This is a genomic window from Mycobacterium colombiense (assembly GCF_001953985.1).
GTDB lineage: Bacteria > Actinomycetota > Actinomycetes > Mycobacteriales > Mycobacteriaceae > Mycobacterium > Mycobacterium colombiense_B.
Genome location: NZ_MBEI01000056.1, coordinates 242,288 through 260,538, shown reverse-complemented (window position 1 = coordinate 260,538; position 18,251 = coordinate 242,288). Strand labels below are relative to the sequence as shown.

Sequence of the window (18,251 nt, the reverse complement as noted above, 5' to 3'; positions counted from 1 at the left end):
TTCTTACAGGTGGCCGCACAGCATGCGCCGCAAGACCCGGGGGTTCGGAGACGCACGGCCCTCGCCGCCGATGGTCAACGCCAAGGTGAGGCGATCACCCATCGAGCTCTGCTCGGCACCCGTCACCTGCTTTACGCTGGTCAGCAATGACCGACAACACCCCGGATATCCCGCTGGGGTCTTGGCTGGCCGAGTTATCCGATGAGCGGCTGATCCGACTGTTGGAATTGCGGCCGGACCTCGCCCAGCCCCCACCCGGCAGCATCGCCGCACTGGCCGCGCGCGCCCAGGCCCGCCAGTCGATCAAGGCCGGCACCGACGACCTCGACTTCCTGCGCCTGGCCGTCCTCGACGCGCTGCTGGTGCTGCAGGCCGACGCGGAGCCGGTGCCGACCGCGAAGCTGCTGGCGCTGATCGATGACCGCGCCCCCGAAACCGACGTCCTCGACGCCGTCGACGACCTCCGGCTGCGCGCCCTGGTGTGGGGCGAGGCCGCGCTGCGGGTGGCCGCCGACGCCGCGACCGGAATGCCGTGGCATCCGGGGCAGGTCATCCTCGAGGACACCTCGCGCGGCGCCGAGGAGATCGCCGGCCTGATCGACGACCTCAACCAGGCGCAGCTCGATGTGTTGGAGAAACTTCTCGAGGGCTCCCCGATGGGCCGCACCCGCGACGCCGCGCCCGGCGCACCCACCGACCGGCCGGTGCCCCAGCTGCTGGCCATGGGGCTGCTGCGGCGCATCGACGCCGAGACGGTGATCCTGCCCCGCCACGTCGGGCAGGTGTTGCGCGGCGAGCAGCCCGGCCCCATGCAGCTGACCGCGCCCGACCCGGTGGTGTCGACGACCACGGCCGACGACGCCGACGCGGCGGCCGCCGGGGCCGTCATCGATTTGCTGCACGAGGTCGACGTCCTGCTTGAAACGCTTTCCACCGCACCGGTTTCCGAGCTGCGCAGCGGCGGGCTGGGCATTCGTGACGTCAAGCGGCTGAGCAAGGCGACGGGCATCGAGGAGCCGCGGCTGGGGTTGATCCTCGAAGTCGCGGCCGCGGCCGGATTGATCGCCAGCGGCATGCCCGACCCCGAGCCGGTCACCGGCGAGGCACCGTATTGGGCGCCGACCATCGCCACCGACCGGTACGCCGCGATGTCGGCCGCCGAGCGCTGGCAGCTGTTGGCGAGCAGTTGGCTCGACCTTCCCGGTCGCCCGGCGCTGATCGGCAGCCGCGGGCCCGACGCCAAGCCCTACGGAGCCCTCACCGACGGGCTGTACTCCACGGCCGCGCCGCTGGATCGACGGCTGTTACTCGGCATGCTGTCCGAGCTGTCGCCGGGCGCCGGCGTCAATGCGGCGACAGCCTCCGCGGCGCTGATCTGGCGGCGTCCGCGCTGGGCGAAGCGGTTGCAGCCCGGACCCGTCGCCGACCTGCTCGCCGAGAGCAACGCCCTGGGCCTGGTGGGCCGCGGGGCGATCAGCACGCCGGGGCGAGCGTTGCTGGACGACGACGGGGATCCGCAGGTCGCGATCGAGGCGATGAACCGGGCCCTGCCCAAACCGGTCGACCACTTCCTGGTGCAGGCGGACCTGACCGTGGTCGTGCCCGGGCCGTTGGAGCGCGACCTGGCCGAGCAACTCGCCGTCGTTGCCACCGTCGAATCGGCCGGCACCGCGATGGTGTACCGGGTCAGCGAGCAGTCGATCCGGCACGCACTCGATGTCGGCAAGACGCGTGACTGGATGCATTCCCTGTTCGCCAACCATTCCAAAACCCCAGTGCCCCAAGGGCTTACTTATCTCATCGACGATGTCGCGCGCCGGCATGGGCAGCTGCGGATCGGCATGGCCGCGTCGTTCGTGCGCTGCGAGGACCCCGCGCTGCTGGCGCAGGCCGTTGCCGCGCCGGCGACCGAAGGGGTGCAGTTGCGGGCGCTGGCGCCGACGGTCGCGGTGTCGCCGGCGCCCATTAGCGAGGTGCTCGTCGCGTTGCGCGCGGCGGGCTTCGCTCCGGCGGCCGAGGATTCCTCCGGCGCCATCGTCGACGTGCGTCCGCGCGGCGCCCGGGTGGCCACACCCCAGCAGCGCCGCCCGTATCGTCCGGTCCGGCGTCCCAACAGCGAAAGCCTCAACGCGGTGGTGGCGGTGCTGCGCAAGGTGACCGCCGCGCCGTTCGGCAATATCCGCGTCGATCCCGCCGTCACCATGACCCAGCTGCAGCGCGCGGCCAAGGAACAAGACACCCTGGTGATCGGTTATCTGGATGCGGCGGGCGTGGCCACCCAGCGGGTGGTGTCGCCGATCACCATCAAAGGCGGTCAGCTGGTCGCCTTCGATTCCGCGTCCGGGCGGCTGCGTGACTTCGCCATCCACCGCATCACGTCGGTCGTGTCGGCCACCGCCGGATAATGGTCGGCATGCAGAAGCACAGATGAGGAGGAGTGGCGCTGACGATGTCTGACGGACCGTTGATCGTGCAGTCGGATAAGACGGTGCTGCTCGAGGTGGACCATGGGCAGGCCGGCGCGGCGCGCGCCGCCATCGCGCCGTTCGCCGAGCTGGAGCGCGCGCCCGAGCACGTGCACACGTACCGCATCACGCCGCTGGCGCTGTGGAATGCGCGCGCCGCCGGTCATGACGCCGAGCAGGTTGTCGACGCGCTGGTGAGCTTCTCGCGCTACGCGGTGCCCCAGCCCCTGCTGGTCGACATCGTCGACACCATGGCCCGCTACGGCCGCCTGCAACTGGTGAAGAACCCCGCGCACGGCCTGACGCTGGTGAGCCTGGATCGCGCGGTGCTCGAAGAGGTGTTGCGCAACAAGAAGATCGCCCCCATGCTCGGCGCCCGCATCGACGACGACACTGTCATCGTCCACCCCAGCGAGCGCGGCCGCGTCAAGCAGATGCTGCTCAAAATCGGTTGGCCCGCAGAGGATCTCGCGGGCTACGTGGACGGCGAAGCGCATCCGATCAGCCTGGCCCAGGACGGCTGGCACCTGCGCGACTATCAGCAGATGGCCACCGATTCGTTCTGGTCCGGCGGCTCCGGGGTGGTGGTGCTTCCGTGCGGCGCCGGTAAGACGCTGGTGGGCGCGGCCGCCATGGCGAAAGCCGGTGCGACGACGCTGATTCTGGTCACCAATATCGTCGCGGCGCGGCAATGGAAGCGCGAGCTGATCGCGCGCACGTCGCTCACCGAGGACGAGATCGGCGAATACTCCGGGGAACGCAAGGAGATCCGGCCGGTCACCATTTCGACGTATCAGATGATCACGCGGCGCACCAAGGGCGAGTACCGGCACCTGGAGCTGTTCGACAGCCGGGACTGGGGGCTGATCATCTACGACGAGGTTCACCTGTTGCCGGCGCCGGTGTTCCGGATGACCGCCGATCTGCAGTCCAAGCGGCGCCTGGGCCTGACCGCCACACTGGTCCGTGAGGACGGCCGCGAGGGCGACGTGTTCTCGCTGATCGGCCCGAAACGGTATGACGCGCCGTGGAAGGACATCGAGGCGCAGGGGTGGATCGCGCCGGCCGAATGCGTCGAGGTGCGGGTCACCATGACGGACAACGAGCGGATGCTGTACGCCACCTCCGAGCCCGAAGAGCGGTACAAGCTGTGCTCGACGGTGCACACCAAAATCGCTGTGGTCAAATCGATCCTGGCGAAGCATCCCGGCGAGCAGACGCTGGTGATCGGCGCCTACCTCGATCAGCTCGACGAGCTCGGTGCCGAGCTGAACGCCCCGGTGATCCAGGGGTCCACCCGCACCAAGGAACGCGAAGAGCTGTTCGACGCGTTCCGGCGCGGCGAGTTGTCCACCCTGGTGGTGTCCAAAGTGGCGAACTTCTCCATCGATCTGCCGGAAGCCTCTGTGGCAGTGCAGGTTTCGGGAACGTTCGGCTCACGCCAGGAGGAGGCGCAACGGCTGGGTCGGCTGCTGCGGCCCAAGTCAGACGGTGGGGGCGCCATCTTCTATTCCGTGGTGGCGCGCGACAGCCTGGACGCCGAATACGCCGCGCACCGGCAGCGCTTCTTGGCCGAGCAGGGTTACGGCTACATCATCCGCGACGCGGACGACCTGCTGGGGCCGGCGATTTAGTTGTGGCGGGTCGCCGATCAGCGCAGCGGCCCCGATGTTGTTCAACGCGCCGTGATCAACGAATTCTATTCCGGCTCTTGACCTCTCTTCGAGACCGCAAACCCAGCAAGGGTCACGAGAGCAGCGCCGACTCCACCGACGTAGGCCTTGGCCATGTCGCGGGCGGAGATGCCCGGGCATTCCGACAGCGAGGCCAGCCACGCGACGGCGTCATCGCGTTCGTCGTTGTAGTAGGCCCGAAGCGGGCATGGCATCCAGCCGCCGATGGCGCGGCTTGTTGCCCGAATCCAGCCGATATCGCTCACGACGGCGCACCCGTCGAGCAACGGCAGATAGCCCGTTCCGAGCCGCGCGTCCGCCCATAGCGCTCCCCCCGTAATGCGCTGGAATCCCGGGCCGAATTGGTACAGCAATCGCAACCGACCTTCTGTGCGCCCTGCCCCTTCGACCATCGGCCTGAAGATTCGCTCGTAATCCACTGCCGTCACCGTCCCGGTGGCTTCGAGCGCATGAATGCCCGCGGGCATGCCCGTAAGTTCCCTCAGCACAGCACCTCCTCCACGGCGCCGACGGAGGCGATCAACGCTTTCACGGTCACTTCGGCACCGTATTTGATGTCCTATTGCAACTATTGCATGGTGATATAGTAATCCCATCCATCACCGCGGAGGCGAGCACATGAAGATCGGCATTGTCGGCGCCGGTATCGCCGGCCCCACTCTTACGTATTGGCTGTCACGGTATGGCCACGAACCAACCTTGATCGAGAAGACACCGCGGCTTCGCACCGGCGGCTACATCGTGGACTTTTGGGGCGGCGGGTATGCCGTTGCCGAACGCATGGGACTCACCGCCGAGCTGCACGCCACGGGATACGCGGTGCGCGAGGTGCGACTCGTGGACCGGAATTCGAGGCGGGTGGGGGGCTTTTCGGCTGAACCGTTCCGGCGGAACGTCGATGGCCGGTTCGTCACCGTGCCACGTGGTGATCTGTCGGCCATGATCTATCGCTCCATCGACAACCGCGCCGAAACTCTGTTCGGTGAAACCGTCTCGGCTATCGAGCAACACGATGCGGGTGTGCGAGTCACACTCGAGGGCGGCGGATCACGGCACTTCGACCTGCTCATCGGTGCGGGTGGAATCCATTCTCCCGTGCGCGACTTGGTATTCGGCCCGCAATCCAGATTTGAAACGGATCTCGGCTACAGAGTCGCGGCGTTTGAAGCCGAGGGCTATCGGCCGCGTGATGAACTCGTCTACCTCGCCTACACCCTGCCGGGACGCATGATCGCCCGATTCGCAATGCGTAACGAGAAGACGATGTTTCTTTTCGTTTTCACCGCTGATCACATGAGCGGTCCCGAGCCGCAAGATGTGTCACAGGCCAAGGCAACCCTGCATCAGGTCTTCGGCAACGCGGGCTGGGAATGCCCGGAGATCCTGCGCCGACTCGACGGCGCCTCCGATGTCTACTTCGATCGCACCAGCCAAATCGTCATGGACCACTGGTCGGACGGGCGAGTAGCGCTCATCGGTGACGCCGCGGCCGCGGTCTCTTTGCTGGCAGGCGAAGGGACCGGCCTGGCAATGGTGCAGGCCTACACACTGGCGGGCGAACTCAGCCGGGCGGGAGCCGATCACCAGGATGCGTTTCGTCGCTACGAGCGTCAGCTGCGTCCGGTGGTCGAGGCCAGGCAACGGTCGGCGCGCGCATTCGCCACGATGTTCACGCCAAAGACGGCGCTGGGTCTGTGGACCCGCAACCAAGCGTCCAAACTGTTGAACATTCCGCGGCTGGCCGACCGGGTCGTCCGGAGTGAATTCCGTGACGACATCGCCTTACCCGAATATGCACTCTAAACCGGACGATTGGACCTGAGAAGGGTTTGGGCTCAGGCGGTTTAGCGCGACAGGATGGTCGCCGACGCGGTGCCGGGCGCGCCGTACACCTGGGCCAGCCCTACGCGCGGGTTGCCGGGCACCTGACGCTCCCCCGCCTCGCCGCGCAACTGCCGCACCAATTCGTGCATCTGCCGCAGCCCCGACGCGCCGATCGGCTCGCCGTTCGCGATCAGCCCGCCGTCGGTGTTGACCGGCATCGAGCCGTGGATTTCGGTGGCGCCGTCGGCCAGCAGCTTCTCCTGCTCGCCGTCCGCGCACAGACCGGTCTCGGCCATGTGGATCACCTCGGCGCCGGCGTCGGTGTCCTGCAGCTGCGCGACGTCGACGTCCTCCGGGCCGATGCCGGCCGCCTCGTAGGCGGCCTTGGCCGCATACACCGTCGGTGACGCGTCCTCGTCCAACGGCGCCGAGGTGGCGTGCACCTCGTAGGCACCGAAGCGCCGGGTCCGAATCTCGCAGGCGCGCACGTAAACCGGCTTGTCGGTGAACTTTTCGGCCAGATCCGCGCGACACATGATGACCGCGGCGGCCCCCTCGTCGGGCGCGCAGAACATGTACTGCGTCAACGGGTAGTTCAGCGCGGGCGAGTTGAGGATCTCCTCGACGGAGATCTCCTTGCGCCGGAAGGCATTCGGGTTCAGCGCACCATTGCGGAAGTTCTTGTTGGCCACCCGCGCCAGCGTCTCCTGGGAGATGTGGTGGTCGTGGATGTACTTGTTGGCCTTCATCCCGAAGAACTTGGTGGTGACGAACTGGCCGTTGTTGGCGTACCACTGGGGCAGCGCAAGCTTGGCGGGGTCGTCGGTGAAGGCGCCGCGCGGGTGCTTGTCGAGCCCGATCGCGATGCCGATGTCGTACTTGCCCAGCCGGATGGTGTCGGCGGTCTGCTGAATGGCGCTGGCCGACGTCGCGCAGGCGTTGAACACGTTGGTGAACGTGATACCGGTCAGCCCGACCAGCCGCGTCACCGCGTCGGGGTTGGAGACCTCGTAGCTGCCCCCGAAGCCGAACTGGATGTCCTTCCAGTCCACCCCGGCGTCTTTGAGCGCGAGCTGGACGGCCTCGGCGCCCATCTGCATCGCGGTCTTCTCGAACCGGCCGAACGGGTGCAGGCCCACGCCGATGATGGCGACGTCGTTGGTCATCTCAAATCCTCCTGGATCTTCTCAGACCGGCTGGAACGCGAACGTGATGATTTCGGCGCCCTCGTCGTCGGTCGCGAAAGGCACCATGGTGAGTTCGACTTCCTGGCCGAACTGCAGCTTGGCCGGGTCGTTCTCGGTCAACCGGCCTTCGACGCGGATGACGTCACCGAGCTGGACCAACCCCACGCCGAAGGGCACGAAGTCCTTGCCGGTGGGGCCGGCATAGGGAGCTCCGGGCGGGAACCCCTGGGTGGTCCACGCCACCAGCGTCCCGCGCCGGGGCAACAGCACATCGGACATGTCCGCGGCGCTGCATCGCGGGCACCACTGCTGCACCGGGAAGGTGGTGGCCGCACAGCTGCCACATCGGCTGCCGATCAGCTGCGGGCTCTCATCGGGCCAGGTAGAGATCTCGGGGGCTAGTGCCTTCTGCATCGAGGGATCCTCCAGGATCGTCCACAATCCGCCAACAGAATATTGCTCACTGAACCGTATAACAGCTTTCCGAAAAGTGGAAACCGCATTCTCATCCGTGGGAGGAAGGCCAGGCCATCGGCCGCCCGGGGCGCGGAGATAAGTTGGGCCCATGACGGTCACGGTGATACTCGAGCTCAGATTCAAGCCCGACGAGGTCGCTGCGGGGCGCGAGCTGATGGGCCGGGCGCTGCAGGACACCCGGGCGTTCGACGGCAACGTCCGCACCGACGTCCTTGTCGATGAGGACGACGAAGCGCACTGGCTCATCTACGAGTTGTGGGAGACGGTCGAACACGACGAGGCGTACCGCGCGTTTCGCGCCGGCGAAGGCAAGCTGACACAGCTTCCTCCGCTGCTGGCCGCGCCCCCGGCCAAGACCAGGTACGTCACCAGCGACATCTAGCTCAGCGCGGGAATCACTTCGCGTTCGAACAGCTCGATGCCGGACCGGTCGTAGGCGGCCTCGGGGAAGTAGCAGATCGCGTATTCGCACCCGAGGTCGCGGACCTTGGCGATCCGCTCGATGACCTGTTCCGTTGTGCCCGTTGCTCCCTCCGAACCGCCGGAGAGCATGGCATCCGCGGCCGCCTCGGGGACGTAGCGGGACATGCGGGCGCGTATCCGCAGCCGCCGGTCTTTGACGTCGGCCTCGGAGGTGCCGATGATCGCGCTGAAGTTGGCCGAGCGCACGATGGCGTCGAAGTCGGTGCCCACCTCACGACAGTGCTCCGCCAGCACATCCGATTTGTGTTTGAAGGCCTCGAGCTCCGGCGTGAAGTTGGTGTATTGCGCGTACTGCGCGGCGATGCGCAACGTCACCTTCTCGCCGCCACCGGCGATCCATAGCGGAATCCCGTTGTTCTGCAATGGTTTCGGTTCAACGATCGCGCCGTCGACCTGATAATGCTTGCCTTGCAAGCTGACCTTGCCGTCGCGCCACGCATCGCGCATGATCTGCACGCCTTCGTCCAGCCGGCCCAATCGCACACCTGCCGAGGGGAACCCGTAACCATAAGCGCGCCACTCATGTTCGTACCAGCCGCCGCCGATGCCCATCTGGATGCGGCCACCGGAGATGATGTCGGCCGTCGCGGCCACCTTGGCGAGGTAGACGGGGTTGCGGTAGCTCATCGCCGTGCACATCTGGCCGAGCTTGATCCGCGACGTGGTGGCCGCGTAGGCCGCCATCAGCGACCACGCTTCATGTGTGGCCTCGCCGGTCGGCATCGGCACGGTGTGGAAGTGGTCGTAGACCCACAACGAGTCCCACGCACTGCTGTCGGCGTAGGTGGCCAGGTCGCGCATCACCGCCCAGTGTTTTTCGGGCTCGATGTCAACCAGATCCATCCGCCAGCCCTGCGGGATGAAGAGTCCAAAGCGCATAACTAGGGACTGTAGCCCTGGGTTAGCCGCCCAGCGCGTCGAGTGCGGCCGCCACCGACTTCTCGCGCAGCTCCTCGTGGGGCGCATCGGGAAACTGCACGCAGCAGTCCTGCAAGCCGCCGAACGCGACCACCGCCCGAGTGGACTGCGCGAGCGTCGGCTTCTTGCCGAAGACCAGCCTGGCGAGCCGCTCCCGCCACGCGAGCACGGTGTCGATGAGGTCGAGGTCGATCAGCGTGGACAGCTCGGTCAACAGCAGCACCAGATCCCGCCGGTGCCGGTAGTGGAAGTCGAAATAGCCCTCCAGCAGCTCACGCACATCGTTGTGGCGGCGGCTCTCGTGCTCGGCGACGAACCGTTCTCCCTCGTCGATCAGCGGCACCAGGATGCTGCGCACCAGGTCTTCGCGTGACGGAAAGTGGTAGTACAGCGCGGGTTTGGTGATGCCCAGCTCATTTGCGATGTCCTGCAGGCTGGTGCGCTGCACGCCTCGCCGCAAGAACAGCTCGCGGGCCACCTCCTGGATGCGCTCACGGGTGTCCGACCGGGGCCTGCTCACCCCACGAGTTTATCTGACTTACCGATAGGTAAGTGGAATGTTATGCTTACCGAACGTTAAGTAAGTGTGGGGGTGATCATGCGGATACTCATCTCTGGCGCCAGCATCGCCGGCCCGGTCCTGGCGTACTGGCTGAACCGGTACGGCTTCGACGTCACCGTGGTGGAGCGCGCGCCGACGCTGCGCAAAACCGGCGGCCACGCCGTCGACTTGTTCCGTCCCGCAATGGAAATCTCGGCGAAGATGGGCGTCCTCCCTCGCATTGAGGCACTGGCCACCGGAACGGAACGGCTGACGATGTACCGGGAAGGCCGGACGAAGGCCACCCGGATCGACCTCACCAAGATCTATGCCGCCACCTCCGACCGGCACGCGGAGATCATGCGCGACGACCTGAGCGAGATCTACTACGACGCCGCCCGTGACGACGTCGAGTACCTGTTCGGCGACTCGATCACCGCGATCGAGCACGACGGCACCGTGACATTCGAGCACGCCCCGGCGCGCACCTTCGACGTCATCGTGGGCGCCGATGGGCTGCACTCCCACGTCCGGCGCCTGACCTTCGGCGAGGAGGCCGATCTGACGCGCTTCCTCGGGGGATACCTGTCGGTGGTGTCGGCACCCAAGGCGCTGGTCGATTCCGGCGAGATGGTCGCGCACGTCGGCGCCGGCCGTTTCGCCGGGATCTACACGGCGGATCACCTGGACGACGCCCGCGCGGTGTTCATGTTCCGCAGCAAAACGGAATTGGACTATGACCATCGCGATGCCTTGCGGCAGAAGAAATTACTGCACCAGGCCTTCAGTGGGATGCACGACCAGGTGGACAACTGGCTGGGCGAGCTGGAGCGCACGCCCACCTTCTACTTCGACTCGATCACCCAACTGCGCACCGACCGGTGGTCGCGCCGCCGGGTCACCCTGGTCGGCGACGCCGGATACTGCCCGGGACCCGCGGTGGGCGGCAGCACCAGCCTCGCCGTGCTCGGCGCCTACGTGCTGGCCGGCGAACTCGCCGAGGCCGACGGCGACCACCTGCGCGCGTTCGCCGCCTACGAGTTGCGGATGCACGAACCGGTGCACCGCAGCAGGAATTTCGCCCGCGGCGCCGCCAGGGGCATCATCCCCGGTTCACGAATTGGCGTGTGGGCGTTGACCCGTGGCGCCCAGCTGATCTCGGCGATGCCCGGGTCGCTGTCCCGGTCCGTGGCCAAGCTCAACACCAAGGGCATCCGGATGCACGATTCGATGCCGGTTCCCGGATACACCGGAAGCGACATCTGACAGCATGTCCTGTAGAGCCGCGGCCCCGAGCAGCCGCGCGCCACGAAGGGAAGGCCGCACATGGAACTGACCGGTGTTGGAATCTGGAGTAGTCAACTGCGCTACGGCGACCCGGCCGAATCCGCCGAGGCCGCAGCCGAACTCGACGAACTGGGCTTCCCAGCGCTGTGGATACCGGACGTCGGCGGCCCGGTGTTCGACGCGGTGGCCCATCTGCTCGGCGCGACCAGGCGGACCGTGATCGCCACGGGAATCCTGAATCTGTGGATGCATTCGCCCGCCGATGTCGCCGAATCCTATGCGACGCTGACCGCCGAGCACGGCGACCGCTTCCTCCTCGGAATCGGTGTCAGCCACGCCCCGCTGATCGATGCAGGCCAACCCGGGCGATACCGCAAACCGCTGGCGGCGACGGAGTCCTTCCTGGACGGCTTGGATGCGGCGCCGCGGCCGGTTCCCACCGACCGCCGGGTGCTGGCCGCGCTCGGCCCCAAGATGCTGACGCTGTCGGCGACCCGCGCCGGCGGCGCCCACCCTTACCTCGTCACCCCCGAGCACACCGCTTCCGCCCGTTCGACTTTGGGCGCGGGCCCGTTGCTGCTTCCCGAACAGACGGTGATCCTGACCGATAGCGCCGATGAGGCCCGCCAGATCGGAACCGATTGGCTGCGTGCGTATTTGGCGCTTCCCAACTACGCCAACAACCTGCTGCGCAGCGGCTTCTCCCAAGACGACCTGTCGCAGGTCAGCGATCGTCTCTTCAACGCGATCATCGCGTGGGGTGATGAGGAGACCGTCATGCGCCGCGTCGCCGAGCATCGGTCCGCGGGCGCCGACCACGTCTGCGTTCAGGTGCTGCGAGCCGATCCCCGGGCGTTCCCGCGGGAGGAATGGCGCCGCATCGCCGCCGCCTCCCGGTGAGGGGCCGACGAGCCTAGGGTGAGCTATGGCTTCCAAACAAACGCTGTTTCGGATCTTCTATCGCATCGGTTTCACCCCGTGGGAGGGTCACCCGCTCGCGCAGAGCGTGCGGGATCTGGTCGAGGGAACGCGCGACGCCGCGGCACTGCCCGCCGGGCGGGCCCTGGAGGTCGGCTGCGGTACCGGTGACTGCTCCATCTATCTCGCCCAACACGGCTGGAATGTCACCGCGGTCGACTTCGTGGCCAAGCCCCTCGAGCGGGCGCGCGCCAAAGCACGCGCGGCCGGCGCCGCGGTCGAGTTCGTCCAGGCCGACGTCACGCAGCTGAGCCGGGCCGGCATCGGCGCGAACTTCGAGCTGATCGTCGACAACGCATGCCTGCACAACATGAGCGACGCGGATCGCGACGCCTACGTCCGGGAGATCACCGCCGTCGCGGCACCGGGCGCGCGGTTGCTGATCGTCGCATTCATCCCCGGCGGCCGGGTCGGGGTGCGCGGTGTCGACCGCGCCGAGATGGAACGGCGATTCACCCAGAGCTGGACGCTGTTGGCGGCCGGCGCCGAACGCGAGCTGGACCGCGCCGAGAAGACCCCGGCGTGGTACTACCTGTTCCAAAGGCGTAGTTAGCCTTTCGCGATCCCAACACGCAAAAGCCCCCGAAACCTCGTTGTTTCGGGGGCTTTCGCGTTCGTAGTACCTAGCTCAGCGACGCCGGCGGCAGGAAGCGGTCGCCGTACTTAGCGGCCAGTTCCTTGGCCCGGGCCACAAACGCTTCCTTGCCGATACCACCCGCGCCCTGGTAACCGACGATGAACTGCGCGCTACCACCGGTGTACGGCGGGAAGCCGATGCCCATGATCGACCCGATGTTGGCGTCCGCGGTCGACGTCAGCACGCCCTCGTCGAGGCACTTCTGCGTCTCCAGCGCCTCGGCGAACAGCATGCGATCGATCATGTCCTGCAACGGAATTTCCGCGCTGCCCGACTTGAACGTCTCGCGCAGGCCCGGCCACAGCCGGGTCCGCTTCCCGTCGACGTACTCGTAGAAGCCCGCGCCCTTCAGCCGCGACGGGCGTTCGAGCTCGATCATCTTCTCGACGACGGCCTCGGCCGGGTGCGGCTCGTAGGTGCCGCCCGCGTCCTCGACGCCCTTGCGGGTGGCCGTCGCGATCTTGTGCATCAGCTCCAGGTTGAGCTCGTCGGACAGCTGCAGTGGCGGGGCCGGGTAGCCGGCCTGCGACCCGGCGTGCTCGACGCTCGCCGGCTCCACGCCCTCGCCCAGCATCGCGAGCGCCTCGTTGACGAACGTGCCGATGACGCGGCTGGTGAAGAAGCCGCGGCTGTCGTTGACCACGATCGGGGTCTTGCCGATGGCCAGGGTGTAGTCGAACACGCGGGCCAGCGCCTCGTCAGAGGTCTTCTCGCCCTTGATGATTTCCACCAGCGGCATCTTGTCGACCGGCGAGAAGAAGTGGATTCCGATGAAGTCCTCCTGGCGCTTCACGCCGGTCGCCAGACCGGTGATCGGCAGCGTCGAGGTGTTGGACCCGAGCAGCGCGTTGGGCTCGACGACGTCCTCGATCTCCTGGAACACCTTGTGCTTAAGTTCCTGGTTCTCGAACACGGCCTCGATCACGAAGTCGACGCCCTTGAGGTCGGCCGGGTCGGCGGCCGGCGTGATCCGGTCCAGCAGCGCCTTGCTCTTCTCCTCGGTGGTCTTGCCACGCTGAAGTGCTTTGGCCTCAAGCTTTTCCGAGTAGCCCTTGCCCTTCTGGGCGGCCTCGAGGCTGACGTCCTTGAGCACCACCTCGTACCCGGCCTTGGCCGAGACGTAGGCGATGCCGGCGCCCATCATGCCCGCGCCCAGCACACCGATCCTGTTGATCTTGACCGGCTCGATGCCGTCCGGACGGGAACCACCGCCGTTGATGTGCTGCAGGTCCAGGAAGAACGCCTGGATCATGTTCTTGGCGACCTGGCCGGTGACCAGCTGGGTGAAGTAGCGGCTCTCGATGCGGCTGGCGGTGTCGAAGTCCACCTGCGCGCCCTCGACGGCCGCGTCCAGGATGGCCCGCGGCGCCGGCATCGGCGCGCCCTTGAGCTGCTTCTTGAGCAGCGCCGGGAACGACGGCAGGATGCCGGCCAGCGCGGGGCTGGACGGGGTACCGCCGGGCATCTTGTAACCCTTTTTGTCCCAAGGCTGTTCGTGTGAGTCGGGGTTGGCCTTGATCCACGCCTTGGCGGCGGGCACCAGTTCGTCGACCGAGCCGACGAGTTCGTCGACCAGGCCGATCTCCTTGGCCTTGTCCGGCTTGAACCGGGTGCCCTGCGACAGGATGTTCATGAACGCGTTCTGGATGCCGAACATCCGCACGGTGCGGGTCACCCCGCCACCGCCGGGCAGCAGGCCCAGCGTGACCTCTGGCAGGCCGACGACCAGACCCTTGACGTCCGCGGCGATGCGGTGGTGACACGCGAGTGCGATCTCCAGGCCACCGCCGAGCGCGGCGCCATTGATGGCCGCGACCACCGGCTTGCCCAGTGTCTCCAGCGCGCGCAGGTCACGCTTGACCGACTCGACCGTGTCGAACGCCTCTCCGGCGTTCTCCGGGCCGAGGTTGATCATGCCCTTCAGGTCACCGCCGGCGAAGAAGGTCTTCTTCGCGCTGGTGATGACCACGCCGGTGATCGAATCCTTCTCGGCGGCAAGGCGTTCCACAGCGTTGTGCATCGACTCGCTGTAGTGCTCGTTCATCACGTTGGCCGACCCGGTGGGGTCGTCCAGGGTCAGCGTGACGATGCCGTCGGCGTCCTTATCCCACTGAATGGTGTTCTCTGCCATGGTCTTAAACCCTCTCGATGATGGTGGCGACACCCATGCCGCCGCCGATGCACAGCGTGATCAGGGCGCGACGCGCGTTGCGGCGCTCGAGCTCGTCGACCATGGTGCCGGTGATCATGGCGCCGGTGGCGCCCAGCGGGTGGCCCATCGCGATGGCGCCACCGTTGACGTTGAGCTTCTCGTCCGGGATGCGCAGGTCCTTCTGGAACTTCAGCACCACCGACGCGAACGCCTCGTTGAGCTCGAACAGGTCGATGTCGTCGATCGTCATGCCCGCGCGGTCGAGCACCTTCTGGGTGGCCGGGGTCGGGCCGGTGAGCATGATGACCGGGTCCGAACCGCTGGTGGCGGTCGCCACGATGCGCGCCCGCGGGGTCAGACCCTGCGACTTGCCCGCGGCTTCCGAACCGACCAGCACCAGCGCGGCGCCGTCGACGATGCCGGAGCTGTTGCCGCCGGTGTGGACGTGGTTGATCTTCTCGACGTAGTGGTACTTGGTCAGCGCCACGTCGTCGAAGCCGCCCATCTCGCCGATTCCGTCGAACGCCGTCTTCAGCTTGCCCAGCCCCTCCAGGGTGGTGTCGGGCCGCATGTGCTCGTCGTGGTCGAGGATGACCAGGCCGTTCTGGTCGCGCACCGGCACGACGGACTTGGCGAAGTAGCCGCCCGACCACGCCGCGGCCGCCTTCTCCTGCGAACGCAGCGCGTAGCGGTCGACGTCCTCGCGGGAGAAGCCCTCGATGGTGGCGATCAGATCGGCGCCGATGCCCTGGGGCACGAAGCCGATCTGGTAGTTGGTCTCGGGGTCGGTCGCCCAGGCGCCGCCGTCGGAGCCCATCGGGACGCGGCTCATCGACTCGACACCGCCGGCCAGCACCAGGTCGTCCCAGCCGGAGCGGACCTTCTGCGCGGCGGTGTTGACGGCCTCCAGGCCGGAGGCGCAGAACCGGTTGAGCTGCACGCCGCCGGTGGTCTCGGGCAGGCCGGCGGCCAGCACCGCGGTGCGGGCGATGTCGCCGCCCTGGTCACCGACCGGGGACACGACACCCAGGATCATGTCGCTGATCAGGTTCTCGTCCAGGTCGGGGAAACGCCGACGGAGCTCGTCAACCAGGCCAACGACCAGGTTGAGCGGCTTCACCTCGTTCAGCGAACCGTTGCGCTGCTTGCCCCGCGGGGTGCGGATGGCCTCATAGATAAAAGCTTCTTCGGACATACGACTTCCTGTTCTCCGAATTGGGTTCGAATCCGTCTTCAAGACTAGGTCCCGCGCCAGCCTAACAGGGGCCCCGGCCAACCTGTTGGTTGGGCAATACGGCGCAGCTCAGAGGCATCTTGTGACCCACACCACGCGCTCGAATGGCGGACGGGCGCCCGGCCCCGGGCGAACGTGAACCTACTTTCACGACCGGCGACGAGTGTGCGCCTAACTTCACGTTGGGCTGGCGAGACGTCGTGGCACTCGCCGTGCACCTCCCCGCCTAAGCTCGACCACCATGACGGTGTCGCGACTGCGCCCCTACGCGACGACGGTGTTCGCCGAGATGTCGGCGCTGGCCGCGCGGGTCGGAGCGGTGAACCTCGGCCAGGGGTTCCCCGACGAGGACGGCCCCCCGGCCATGCTGAAGGCGGCCCAGGAGGCCATCGCCGACGGCGACAACCAATACCCGCCGGGCATCGGCATCGCCCCGCTGCGCCACGCCATCGCCGCCCAGCGGCAGCGCCGCTACGGCATCGAATACGACCCCGACACCGAGGTGCTGGTGACGGTCGGGGCGACCGAGGCCATCGCCTCGGCGGTGATCGGCCTGGTCGAACCCGGCTCCGAGGTCCTGCTCATCGAGCCGTTCTACGACTCCTACTCGCCGGTGGTGGCGATGGCCTCCGCGCAGCGGGTGGCCGTGCCGCTGGTCCCCCACGGCCGCGGCTTCGCCCTGCACGCCGACGCCCTGCGCCGGGCGGTGACGCCACGGACCCGCGCGCTGATCGTCAACTCCCCGCACAACCCGACCGGCACGGTGCTGAGCGCCGAGGAGCTCGCTGCCATCGCCGAGGTCGCGATCGCGGCCGACCTGTTGGTGATCACCGATGAGGTCTACGAACACCTGGTGTTCGACGGGCGGCGACATGTGCCGCTGGCCGGCTTCGACGGCATGGCCGAGCGGACGATCACCATCTCCAGCGCGGCCAAGATGTTCAACTGCACCGGCTGGAAGATCGGTTGGGCTTGCGGCCCAGCGCAACTCATTACCGGGATGCGCGCGGCCAAGCAGTATCTGAGCTATGTCGGCGGTGCGCCGTTCCAGCCGGCGGTGGCCCTGGCGCTGGAGACCGAGGACGCGTGGGTGGCCGGCCTGCGCGCCACCCTCCAGGCCAGACGTGACCGGCTGGCGGCCGGCCTGATCGACGTCGGGTTCGAGGTGCACGACAGCGCCGGCACGTACTTCCTGTGCGCGGATCCGCGTCCGCTGGGCTACGACGACAGCAGTGCGTTCTGCGCGGCGCTACCGGAAAAGCTTGGGGTGGCCGCGATCCCGATGTCGGCCTTCTGCGACCCGGCCACCACGCACGGCCCGGCCGACGTATGGAATCACTTGGTGCGCTTCACCTTCTGCAAGCGCGACGACACCCTCGACGAGGCGATCAAGCGACTGGCGGCGCTGAAAAGCGGTTCAGCCCGCTAACCCACGGAACCCACCACGCGCTTGCGCAGGCCCTCCAGCGCGGCGTTCAGGATCTTGTTGCCGGCCGAGCGCACCCAGAACCCGGGCAGCGGCGCCCTGAGCTCGATCGTGAGGCTGAATCGCACGCGGGTCTTGTCGTCGCCCTCACGCTCCAGGTTGTATTCGCCGTGCTGAGCGTGCTGGTGGGCGGTTTTCTGCGCGTCCCAGACCATCCAGTCGGGGCCCCAGTGGTATTCGACCATTTCGGTATCCGGGATGCCGCTCACCCTGAGGGTCATCTTCACGTGGTGTGGCAGGCCGTCGGGATATCTGTCGACGACTTCGACCCGCTTGTGCAGTGGCGACCACGACGGCACGGCGTCCATGTCCGCCAGCGCCTCCATGATCACTGCCGGGGGCGCCTCAATGACGATCTCAGACGATGCGCGTATGGCCACCAGCTACTAAATTAGCAATCGCGCCGCCCAGCGACCCGAAAAACAGTATTTACGTTGCCTTGTCTGAATCCCCGCCGCCCAAAACATGGTCGCGTAACCCTTTCATCGCGGCGTCGAGAACGCTCTCGGCCGCCCGCCGCACGACGAACGCGGGCATCGGCCGGCCGGGTTCGACGGTGATGTCGAAGCGCACCCGGGTCTGGTCGACCCCTTCGGGTTTGAGGGTGTACTCGACGTGCTGCCCATGCTGCTGTGAGGTCCCCTTGGCGTCGTAGACAACCCAATCGGGTCCCCAGTGGTATTCCAGGACCTCCTTGTCGACCAGCCCGAAAATCTTGATGGTGGTTTTGACGTGGTGCGGCCGGCCGTCCGGATACCGGTCGATCACTTCGATGTGTTTGTGCAGCGGCGACCACGACGACAGGACGCCGACATCTGTCAGCGCTTCCATGACCACTTCTGGCGGCGCGTTGACGACAAATTCTCGTGATGCTTTTACGGCCACTGG

Annotated in this window: 18 protein-coding genes; 8 read left to right on the top strand and 10 right to left on the bottom strand. The window is 67.0% G+C overall.

The genetic code is table 11. The annotated features are described in order from the left end of the window. Positions 1-3 precede the first annotated feature (3 nt). Complete coding sequence (locus A5732_RS27475) at positions 4-147, bottom strand: hypothetical protein (protein WP_216351585.1); 144 nt, start codon at positions 145-147, stop codon at positions 4-6. Here A5732_RS27475 and A5732_RS16945 point away from each other — a divergent pair. Both A5732_RS16945 and A5732_RS16940 read left to right on the top strand, forming a co-directional pair. Beyond that, the gene (locus A5732_RS16945) at positions 147-2,405 is read left to right on the top strand and encodes a helicase-associated domain-containing protein (protein WP_076102814.1); all 2,259 of its coding nucleotides are present in this window, start codon (positions 147-149) and stop codon (positions 2,403-2,405) included. The genes A5732_RS27475 and A5732_RS16945 overlap by 1 nt on opposite strands. A gap of 44 nt (positions 2,406-2,449) precedes the next feature. After that, positions 2,450-4,099, top strand: a complete 1,650-nt coding sequence (locus A5732_RS16940; protein WP_076102850.1) for a DNA repair helicase XPB — start codon at positions 2,450-2,452, stop codon at positions 4,097-4,099. A gap of 65 nt (positions 4,100-4,164) precedes the next feature. On the opposite strand, the gene A5732_RS16935 is transcribed toward A5732_RS16940, so the two are convergent. After that, positions 4,165-4,626, bottom strand: coding sequence for an STAS/SEC14 domain-containing protein (locus A5732_RS16935; RefSeq protein WP_253189079.1), 462 nt, complete (start codon positions 4,624-4,626; stop codon positions 4,165-4,167). A gap of 151 nt (positions 4,627-4,777) precedes the next feature. Between A5732_RS16935 and A5732_RS16930 the strand changes: the two genes are divergently transcribed. Beyond that, on the top strand, positions 4,778-5,962 hold the full coding sequence (locus A5732_RS16930) for an FAD-binding domain (RefSeq protein ID WP_076102812.1): 1,185 nt from the start codon (positions 4,778-4,780) through the stop codon (positions 5,960-5,962). A 41-nt stretch (positions 5,963-6,003) separates the two neighbouring features. Here A5732_RS16930 and A5732_RS16925 read toward each other — a convergent pair whose 3' ends face one another. Together A5732_RS16925 and A5732_RS16920 are read right to left on the bottom strand one after the other, a co-directional pair. Then, the gene (locus tag A5732_RS16925) at positions 6,004-7,149 is read right to left on the bottom strand and encodes a thiolase family protein (protein ID WP_076055359.1); all 1,146 of its coding nucleotides are present in this window, start codon (positions 7,147-7,149) and stop codon (positions 6,004-6,006) included. Between the two features lie 21 nt (positions 7,150-7,170). Continuing rightward, positions 7,171-7,584 carry a Zn-ribbon domain-containing OB-fold protein gene (locus A5732_RS16920; protein ID WP_064953121.1) on the bottom strand — a complete coding sequence of 138 codons (414 nt, stop codon included), beginning with the start codon at positions 7,582-7,584 and terminating at the stop codon, positions 7,171-7,173. Between the two features lie 151 nt (positions 7,585-7,735). Here A5732_RS16920 and A5732_RS16915 point away from each other — a divergent pair, with 151 nt between their 5' ends. Continuing rightward, positions 7,736-8,029 (top strand): putative quinol monooxygenase, encoded by a 294-nt coding sequence (locus A5732_RS16915; RefSeq protein ID WP_007777203.1) that lies wholly within the window; start codon positions 7,736-7,738, stop codon positions 8,027-8,029. Here the strand turns inward: A5732_RS16915 and A5732_RS16910 are convergent. Continuing rightward, on the bottom strand, positions 8,026-9,009 hold the full coding sequence (locus A5732_RS16910) for an LLM class F420-dependent oxidoreductase (RefSeq protein WP_076055360.1): 984 nt from the start codon (positions 9,007-9,009) through the stop codon (positions 8,026-8,028). The two genes, A5732_RS16915 and A5732_RS16910, sit on opposite strands and share 4 nt — an antisense overlap. A 22-nt stretch (positions 9,010-9,031) precedes the next feature. Further along, positions 9,032-9,568 (bottom strand): TetR/AcrR family transcriptional regulator, encoded by a 537-nt coding sequence (locus tag A5732_RS16905; RefSeq protein WP_076055362.1) that lies wholly within the window; start codon positions 9,566-9,568, stop codon positions 9,032-9,034. Positions 9,569-9,646: 78 nt separating this feature from the next. Between A5732_RS16905 and A5732_RS16900 the strand changes: the two genes are divergently transcribed. The 3 genes from A5732_RS16900 to A5732_RS16890 are packed head-to-tail and all read left to right on the top strand — an operon-like array spanning position 9,647 to position 12,407. Then, positions 9,647-10,855: an FAD-dependent monooxygenase gene (locus tag A5732_RS16900; RefSeq protein ID WP_076102849.1), complete on the top strand. Its 1,209-nt coding sequence runs from the start codon at positions 9,647-9,649 to the stop codon at positions 10,853-10,855. 60 nt (positions 10,856-10,915) lie between these two features. Further along, a complete protein-coding gene (locus A5732_RS16895) occupies positions 10,916-11,776 on the top strand; it encodes an LLM class F420-dependent oxidoreductase (RefSeq protein WP_076102811.1) in 861 nt (286 codons plus the stop codon). Positions 11,777-11,801: 25 nt separating this feature from the next. After that, positions 11,802-12,407 carry a class I SAM-dependent methyltransferase gene (locus tag A5732_RS16890; RefSeq protein ID WP_076102810.1) on the top strand — a complete coding sequence of 202 codons (606 nt, stop codon included), beginning with the start codon at positions 11,802-11,804 and terminating at the stop codon, positions 12,405-12,407. A gap of 70 nt (positions 12,408-12,477) precedes the next feature. Here A5732_RS16890 and A5732_RS16885 read toward each other — a convergent pair whose 3' ends face one another. Further along, complete coding sequence (locus A5732_RS16885) at positions 12,478-14,622, bottom strand: 3-hydroxyacyl-CoA dehydrogenase NAD-binding domain-containing protein (RefSeq protein WP_076102809.1); 2,145 nt, start codon at positions 14,620-14,622, stop codon at positions 12,478-12,480. Positions 14,623-14,626: 4 nt separating this feature from the next. Continuing rightward, positions 14,627-15,838 carry an acetyl-CoA C-acetyltransferase gene (locus tag A5732_RS16880; RefSeq protein WP_064951582.1) on the bottom strand — a complete coding sequence of 404 codons (1,212 nt, stop codon included), beginning with the start codon at positions 15,836-15,838 and terminating at the stop codon, positions 14,627-14,629. 280 nt (positions 15,839-16,118) lie between these two features. On the opposite strand from A5732_RS16880, the gene A5732_RS16875 reads away from it, so the two are divergent. Then, entirely contained in the window at positions 16,119-17,306 is a 1,188-nt protein-coding gene (locus A5732_RS16875; protein ID WP_076102808.1) for a pyridoxal phosphate-dependent aminotransferase, read from the top strand. Here the strand turns inward: A5732_RS16875 and A5732_RS16870 are convergent. Then, on the bottom strand, positions 17,303-17,743 hold the full coding sequence (locus tag A5732_RS16870) for an SRPBCC family protein (protein WP_076055372.1): 441 nt from the start codon (positions 17,741-17,743) through the stop codon (positions 17,303-17,305). The genes A5732_RS16875 and A5732_RS16870 overlap by 4 nt on opposite strands. 49 nt (positions 17,744-17,792) lie before the next feature. Further along, complete coding sequence (locus A5732_RS16865; protein ID WP_076055373.1) at positions 17,793-18,248, bottom strand: SRPBCC family protein; 456 nt, start codon at positions 18,246-18,248, stop codon at positions 17,793-17,795. Positions 18,249-18,251 lie beyond the last annotated feature (3 nt).